Annotated in this window: 9 protein-coding genes and 1 pseudogene; 4 read left to right on the top strand and 6 right to left on the bottom strand. The window is 68.3% G+C overall.

Annotated elements, in window-relative coordinates; genetic code table 11:
* Nucleotides 1-219, top strand: a pseudogene (locus tag AC5RUJ_RS08220) (NAD-dependent epimerase/dehydratase family protein); the annotation flags it as partial.
* Nucleotides 220-228: 9 nt separating this feature from the next.
* Entirely contained in the window at nucleotides 229-1044 is an 816-nt protein-coding gene (locus tag AC5RUJ_RS08225; RefSeq protein ID WP_494101509.1) for a serine hydrolase domain-containing protein, read from the top strand.
* Nucleotides 1045-1048: 4 nt separating this feature from the next.
* Here the strand turns inward: AC5RUJ_RS08225 and mutM are convergent, their stop codons facing one another.
* The 6 genes from mutM to coaD form a co-directional block, all read right to left on the bottom strand.
* Nucleotides 1049-2044, bottom strand: coding sequence for a bifunctional DNA-formamidopyrimidine glycosylase/DNA-(apurinic or apyrimidinic site) lyase (mutM, locus tag AC5RUJ_RS08230; RefSeq protein WP_494022901.1), 996 nt, complete (start codon nucleotides 2042-2044; stop codon nucleotides 1049-1051).
* On the bottom strand, nucleotides 2037-2756 hold the full coding sequence (gene rnc / locus AC5RUJ_RS08235) for a ribonuclease III (protein WP_494128131.1): 720 nt from the start codon (nucleotides 2754-2756) through the stop codon (nucleotides 2037-2039). The genes mutM and rnc overlap by 8 nt, the downstream gene beginning before the upstream one ends.
* A gap of 11 nt (nucleotides 2757-2767) precedes the next feature.
* On the bottom strand, nucleotides 2768-2971 hold the full coding sequence (gene rpmF / locus AC5RUJ_RS08240) for a 50S ribosomal protein L32 (RefSeq protein ID WP_127511582.1): 204 nt from the start codon (nucleotides 2969-2971) through the stop codon (nucleotides 2768-2770).
* A 2-nt stretch (nucleotides 2972-2973) separates the two neighbouring features.
* On the bottom strand, nucleotides 2974-3537 hold the full coding sequence (locus AC5RUJ_RS08245; RefSeq protein ID WP_494128132.1) for a YceD family protein: 564 nt from the start codon (nucleotides 3535-3537) through the stop codon (nucleotides 2974-2976).
* A gap of 119 nt (nucleotides 3538-3656) precedes the next feature.
* Complete coding sequence (gene galU / locus AC5RUJ_RS08250; protein ID WP_494073783.1) at nucleotides 3657-4589, bottom strand: UTP--glucose-1-phosphate uridylyltransferase GalU; 933 nt, start codon at nucleotides 4587-4589, stop codon at nucleotides 3657-3659.
* A gap of 58 nt (nucleotides 4590-4647) precedes the next feature.
* Entirely contained in the window at nucleotides 4648-5130 is a 483-nt protein-coding gene (gene coaD / locus AC5RUJ_RS08255; protein WP_494073782.1) for a pantetheine-phosphate adenylyltransferase, read from the bottom strand.
* A 63-nt stretch (nucleotides 5131-5193) separates the two neighbouring features.
* Here coaD and AC5RUJ_RS08260 point away from each other — a divergent pair, with 63 nt between their 5' ends.
* Nucleotides 5194-6435 carry an aminotransferase class I/II-fold pyridoxal phosphate-dependent enzyme gene (locus tag AC5RUJ_RS08260; RefSeq protein ID WP_494049798.1) on the top strand — a complete coding sequence of 414 codons (1242 nt, stop codon included), beginning with the start codon at nucleotides 5194-5196 and terminating at the stop codon, nucleotides 6433-6435.
* A gap of 3 nt (nucleotides 6436-6438) precedes the next feature.
* Nucleotides 6439-7131, top strand: a 693-nt coding sequence (locus tag AC5RUJ_RS08265) for a spermidine synthase (protein WP_494155751.1), incomplete at its 3' end; no start/stop codon positions are given.

The raw sequence follows: 7131 nt of genomic DNA on the forward strand, positions 1-7131 counted from the left end.
GGCGCCGGCTCGGTTATCGAACGGGCCTGGACGGCCGCCGGAGCCCGCGGGCTGGTCCGCGACGAACCGCCCATGACGCGCTTCCTCGCCGAGCAGCTGTCGACCGCGCACTGGTTCGACCAGCGCCGCACCCGCGAGGTGCTGGACTGGGTGCCCGAGGTCAGCATCGAAGAAGGGCTGCGACGGTTGGCAGCCCATTACGGCGGAACGACGAGGTAGGAGCAAGCATTGGAAAGCGTGAAGCTGATCGATTCCTGGCCGGTGGACAACGCGGCCACCGCCGTCGTCGCGGCCGACGGCGCCGTCGTTGCCTCCCATGGCGACCAGCAGCGGCGCTTCCCGCTGGCGTCCGTGACCAAGCTGCTCAGCGCCTATGCGGTGCTGCTGGCCGTCGAGGAAGGCGCGCTGGAACTGGACCAGGCGGCGGGCCCCGAGGGCGCCACCGTCCGCCACCTGCTGGCGCACAGCGCCGGCTACGACTTCGGCGACCGCACCGTGCGGTTCTCCCCCGGCGACCGGCGGCTCTACTCCAACGCCGGCTTCGAGGTGCTCGGAGAGACGCTTGAGGCCGCGGCGGGCATGGCCTTCGCGGACTACCTGCGCGAGGGCGTGCTCGTTCCCCTCGGCATGAAGGACACCAGCCTGGACGGCTCCCCCGCGGCCGGGGCGACCTCCACGTCCGCCGACCTGTCCCGTTTCGCAGCGGAACTGCAGCGGCCGTCGCTGCTGGCCGCCGCCACGGTCCAGGAGGCGACGCAGGTGGCCTACCCGGGGCTGGCGGGTGTGCTGCCGGGGTTCGGCCGCCAGCAGAACAACGACTGGGGCCTGGGTTTCGAGATCCGCGGCCACAAGGAGCCGCACTGGACCGGCAGCAAGAGCTCGCCGAAAACGTTCGGGCACTTCGGCCAGTCCGGCACCTTCCTATGGGTGGATCCGGAGGCCGGCGCCGCCTGCATCGCGCTCACCGACCGCGACTTCGGGCCCTGGGCCGCAGACGCGTGGCCCGATTACACGGACGCGGTGCTGGCGGAGCTGGGAAGGTAGCCCGTTACCAGCGGCCGTTCCGGGGCCTCGGCTGGCAGGCCGGGCAGGTGTAGGACGACCGGTTCATGAAGGTGTCCCGGCGTATCTTCGTGGACAGACCCAGGGCGCTGCAGCGGTGGCAGGGCCCGCCCTCCCGGCCGTAGGCGTTCAGCGACCGTTCGAAGTATCCGGAGGCGCCGTTGACGTTCACGTAGAGGGAATCGAAGCTGGTGCCGCCGGCCTCGAGCGCCCTGCTCATGACGTCCCGGCACGCGCTGAGCAGCCGCTCCGCTTCCTTGCGGCGCAGGGTGTCGGTCGGGCGGGCGTAGTGCAGTTTCGCGGCCCAGAGGGCTTCGTCGGCGTAGATGTTGCCGATGCCGGAGACCAAGGCCTGGTCCAGGATGGCGCGCTTGATGCCGGTCTTGCGGGCACGCAGGCGCTGGTAGAACGCCTCGAAGGAGAAGGCGGGGTCGAGCGGGTCGCGGGCGATGTGGGCGGCCTCGACCGGGATCAGCGGCAGGCCGGTCTCGGACATCCCGCCGGCATGGCCGTCGGGAGTGGGCATCAGGTCGGCCAGGAACATGCCGCCGAATATCCGCTGGTCCACGAACCGCAGCTCGGCCGGCATCGGCGGGCCGTCGGGTTCGCCGGCCGGACTGAGCGTCAACCGGACCTTCAGGTGCTTCTCGTCGGGCTGCCCGCTGTCTTCGACCAGCAGTTGGCCGCTCATGCCGAGGTGCGCCATCAGGGCGAGTTTGGGCTCGTCGGGCACGGCGTTAACGGCGCCGGGGTGGGGCGAAGGGTCCGGCGTGGTCTCCAGCAGCGGCATCCAGAGGAATTTCCCGCGCCGGGCGACGTCGGCCACGTGGGCGCCGATGAGGTTGCCGCGCAGGTCGTCGGCTCCGAGGGCGTGGCGCCGGATGGAACGCTCGTCCAGGACGTCCACTCCGGTGATCGTCCGCCCGCGGACCCACTGGGCGAGCCCGCGGCGGACAACCTCCACCTCAGGCAGTTCAGGCATCGGAGTCGGCGGTCTCCGGCACCGATACGGGCAGCGAGGCACGCAGCGCCCGCCACGTGGTGGCGGCCGCTTCCTGCTCGGCTTCCTTCTTGGAATGTCCGGTGCCGCGGCCGTATTCGGTGGTGCCGATCAGCAGCGTGGCCACGAAGGTCCGGGCGTGGTCCGGGCCCGATCCGTCCACCCGGTAGGTCACGGTGCCCATCTTCCGGGCGGCGGCCAGCTCCTGGATGCTGGTCTTCCAGTCTGTGCCCGCGCCCAGGGCGTCGGCGTCCGCCAGGAGCGGCCCGACGAGGCGCATCACCAGCTGGCGCGCCGTATCGATGCCCTGGCACAGGTAGGCGGCGCCGAAGAGGGCCTCCATCGTGTCGGCCAGGATGGAGGACTTGTCGGCCCCGTTGGTGAGCTTTTCGCCCTGCCCGAGCAGCACATGCCGGCCGACGTCCAGGCTGCGCGCGATGCCGGCCAGCGCCCGGGTGGAGACGACGGCGGAGCGCCGCTTGGCCAGTTCGCCCTCGGGCAGGTCCGGGTTGTCCCGGTACAGCGCGTCGGTCACGGAAAAGCCCAGGATCGAGTCGCCGAGGAATTCCAGGCGCTCGTTGGTCGGCAGTCCGCCGTGCTCGTAGGCGTAGGAACGGTGGGTTAAAGCAAGACGGAGCGTCTCGGCGTCGATATCAACGCCGAGACGCTCCAAAAGCTCTTCAGTTGAAGGCATGCCGGACGTTGTTACGCGTCGGCTACCTTGCGGCCCTTGTACTCAAGGAACAGCGCGGTGCCTGCCGAGTCGGTGACAACCTTGGCCTGGTGCGGCAGGCTGTAGGTGACACGGCCGTTCTCAACGGTCTTGACCAGGTTGGGCGCAGTGGCCTTCCACTGGGACCGGCGTGCGCGCGTATTCGAGCGGGACATCTTCCGCTTGGGAACAGCCACGGCTAACTCTCTTCTCTCTCGTCTGACTCTTTACTTTCGGGCGCCTCATCGGCGGCCGTACCGGCCAACCCGGCAAGGGCTGCCCAGCGAGGATCCACGACCTCATGGTGGTGACCCGAATCCTCTTCAAGGCGCATCCCGCATTCCGGGCACAAGCCTTGGCAGTCTTCCCGGCACACCGGCTGGAACGGCAGGGCGGTCACCACTGCGTCCCGCAGCGCCGGTTCGAGATCGATCAGATCGCGCTCAACCCGCCGCTGTTCGTCCTGTTCTTCTTCCTCGAGGAGTTCAGCTTCCTCGTAGTAGAAGAGTTCCTGCACATTGACGTCGAGGTCGTACGCGATGGGATCCAGGCAACGCCCGCACTCGCCCGTGACAGCCACGGAAACGGTGCCGGAAACCAGGATTCCCTCGTGCACGGCCTCAAGCTTCAGGTCCAGCTCCATGTCGGAGCCTTCCTGAACGCCAATGAGTGCTGCCCCGAAATCCTTCGGCGCAGCGATACGTTCTTCAAGAGTCCGCATGGTGCCCGGGCTGCGCCCGAGGTCCTTGACCGCAAGGGTCAAGGCCGAACTTTGATCATGGTTCAAGACCACAGTACTGAGAACTCCTAAAGAACATACGACCGACGTATCATCTTAGCCCGGATCTCCCGCGGGCCCAAACCGGCGGCGCTGCGGGGGTGTCAGTCCCGTCCGGCGGGCTCCAACGGCCTCTCGGCCTGGATCTGTGATGCCAGGTCGACGATCCAGGAACGCAGCTCGGGTCCCAGGTCCTCGCGCTCCGTGGCCAGGGAGACGACGGCCTTGAGATAGCTGAGCTTGTCGCCGGTGTCGTAGCGGCGCCCTTTGAAGACCACGGCATAAACACCGCCGCCGGCCTCCTCGGAGCCGGCCAGCACCTGCAGCGCGTCCGTCAGCTGTATTTCTCCGCCGCGGCCCGGCGGGGTCTCCTCCAGGACGTCGAAGACCGCGGGGTGCAGGACATAACGTCCGATCACGGCCAGGTTCGACGGCGCCTCGGCGGCGTCGGGCTTCTCCACCAGGCCGTTCACCTTCACGTGCGCCGCGCCGTCGATGCGCCTGATGTCCGCGCACCCGTAGGCGCTGATCGCTTCCGGATCGACCTCCATCAGGGCAATGACGGAGCCGCCGGTCGCCTGCTGGACCGCGATCATCTCCGTGAGCAGTTCGTCGCGCTCGTCGATCAGGTCATCGCCCAGCAAGACGGCGAAGGGCTCGTTGCCCACATGCTGCCTGGCGCAGAGAACGGCGTGGCCGAGCCCCTTGGGGTCGCCCTGGCGCAGGTAGTGAATGTCGGCCAGCTGGGAAGATTCCCGGACCGCGGCCAGCTTGTCGGCGTCGCCCTTGTCCTCCAGGGTTTGCTCGATAAACGGGACCCGGTCGAAGTGGTCCTCCAGGGAACGCTTGTTGCGCCCGGTGATCATCAGCACGTCGTCCAGGCCGGCGCGCGTCGCTTCTTCGACGACATATTGGATGGCCGGCTTGTCGACGACGGGCAGCATTTCCTTCGGCATGGCCTTGGTGGCCGGCAGGAACCTGGTCCCCAGCCCGGCGGCGGGCAGAACGGCTTTTCGTACGGATTGAGCTTGAGGCATGGTCAAACGTTAGCAAACGCGGGCTCCGCCGCAACCGCCGGAAGCGATCCGGGCCGGGCTATCGGAGCTGCTCCGCGGCGCGGAAACCGGCGAGCACGGCCTTCGGCACGAACTCCGAGATATCCCCGCCCAGCGAGGCAATCTCCTTGATCAAGGTCGACGACAGGTGCGTGTAGCTGCTCTCCGCGGCGAGGAAAACCGTCTCGATGCCGGCCAGATGCCGGTTCATGTGGGCCATCGGCAGCTCGTAGTGGTAGTCCTGCGACGAGCGCAGGCCCTTGACGATGACGCCGGCGCCGTGGCTGCGGCAGTATTCGGCCAGCAGGCCTTCACCCATCGCTTCAACGCTTACGCCGCGGAGGTAGGAGAGCGTCTCGCGGGCCATGGTCAGCCGCTCGTCCAGGCTGAAGCGGTATTTCTTGGCATAGTTTGTCGAGACGGCGACGATGACCTCGTCGTACATGCTGGCGGCACGGGCAATGATTTCTACGTGGCCTTTGTGGAGCGGGTCATAGGATCCTGGGCAGACGGCACGGCGCATAGAGTCGAATCTAGTCGATCCGGGCGGGCGGTGCACCACGCTTCGGTGGTAATACTGGGAGTCATGAGCACAGCTATGCGGCAACTCGTTCACGGCCGGCGGGCCGGCGTTCCGGCGCCGTGGCAGCGGACCGCGGCCGGATCGAACCTCCTCGGCGACGACGGCGGCCTCGGCCTCACCATTTTCGAGGAAATGACGACCCTCGCCGCGCGGACCGGCGCCATCAATCTGGGGCAGGGGTTTCCCGACGAGGACGGCCCGGCGGAAATCGCCGCCGCCGCCATCGACGCCATCCGCGCCGGAGCCAACCAGTATGCTCCGGGCAAGGGAACACTCACCCTGCGCAGCGCCGTTGCCGCCCACCAGCAGCGGTTCTACGGCCTGTCACCGGACCCGGAAACCGAGATCATCGTCACGACCGGAGCGACCGAGGCGCTGGCAGCGACGTTGTTGGCCCTGAGCGGACCGGGCGACGACGTGCTGACGTTCGAGCCCTTCTATGACGCGTACGGGGCGATCATCGGCCTGGCCGGAGCCCGGCACACCACGGCCCCGCTCCTCGCCCCCGATTTCCAGCCGGACCTCGACTCACTCGAAGCGGCCTTTTCGGAGCGCACCCGCATCGTCCTGGTCAACAACCCGCACAATCCGATGGGCAGCGTTTTCTCCCGCGAGGCCCTGTTGCGCATCGTCGAGCTGGCTGAGCGCTACGACGCGCTGATCGTCACCGACGAGGTCTACGAGCATCTGACCTTCGATGCACCGCACATCCCCATCGCCACCCTGCCGGGAGCCGCCGAGCGGACGCTCACCATTTCGTCGGCCGGCAAGACGTTTTCGTTCACCGGTTGGAAGGTCGGCTGGCTCTCCGGCCCGGCGGACCTCGTAGCAGCCGTCCGCACGGTCAAGCAATTCCTCACGTACAGCTCGGGCGCACCGTTCCAGGATGCGGTGGCGGCGGGGCTGGGGCTGCCGGACTCGTTCTACGGCGGGATCGCCGCCGGCCTGAAGGCCAAGCGGGACCTGCTCAGCGACGGATTGCGGCAGGCCGGCTTCGATGTCTTCACGCCGCAGGGCACCTACTTCGTCAACGTGGACACGGCACCGCTGGGTATCACCGACGCACTCGACCTGGCCCGCCGGATGCCCGGGCTGATCGGCGTGGCCGCCATCCCGGTGCCGGTCTTCTGCCACCCCGACGGCGCCGAGCGGACCCGCTCGCTGCTGCGCTTCGCGTTCTGCAAGCGGACCGAGGTCCTGCAGGACGCCGCGCAACGCCTCGCCTCCCTGCCGGACAGGATCTGAGCCGTGGCCGAACGCTACCTGCGCGGCACCGGCCTCCACGCCGGCATCGACAAGGACGACCGGGTACCGGGATCCTACGTCCTGAGCATTGGCGGCGCCGAGCAATCGCACGTCAACCTGCGTCATCCCGGCGACGTGTTCTACGAATACCTGCGCCGGATCGCCAACGTCGTCGACCTGGCGGGCCCGGCAGGGGTCCCGCTGCGTTGCCTCCACCTGGGCGCCGGCGCCCTGACGCTGGCCCGGTACGTGCAGGCCACCCGGCCCGGTTCCCGGCAGGTCGCCGTCGAGCTGGAGCGGGAGCTGCTGGACTTCGTCCTCGAGCACCTTCCCATGCCCGACGGCACGGACCTGACGGTCCACTTCGGCGATGCCCGGCATGAACTGGCCTTCGGGGACATCGAGGGCACCTTCGATGTGATCGTGCTGGATGTTTTCGCCGGCGACGACGCCCCGGAGCACCTGACCACGGCGGACTTCTACGCGGAGATGCTGGAGGCTTTGGAACCGGACGGGGTGCTGCTGGTCAACGTCGGAGACGACCCGCCGCTGGCGTTCGCCAAGCGGCAGATCGCCGAGCTCGCGTCCGTCGCCGGTTCGGTGGCGGCGTTGGGCGAGGCCGGCATGTTCGGCAGCCGGAGGGCGGGCAACATCGTCCTGGCCGCCCGCGGCGGTTTGTGGCCGCCGGAATGGTCG

The organism is Arthrobacter sp. Y3223164 (genome assembly GCF_059091005.1).

Coding starts and splice junctions, on each gene's coding strand:
- AC5RUJ_RS08260 (WP_494049798.1), top strand. CDS start 5,194: ATGAGCACAGCTATGCGGCAACTCGTTCACGGCCGGCGGGCCGGCGTT.
- rnc (WP_494128131.1), bottom strand. CDS start 2,756: ATGCCTTCAACTGAAGAGCTTTTGGAGCGTCTCGGCGTTGATATCGAC.
- coaD (WP_494073782.1), bottom strand. CDS start 5,130: ATGCGCCGTGCCGTCTGCCCAGGATCCTATGACCCGCTCCACAAAGGC.
- mutM (WP_494022901.1), bottom strand. CDS start 2,044: ATGCCTGAACTGCCTGAGGTGGAGGTTGTCCGCCGCGGGCTCGCCCAG.
- galU (WP_494073783.1), bottom strand. CDS start 4,589: ATGCCTCAAGCTCAATCCGTACGAAAAGCCGTTCTGCCCGCCGCCGGG.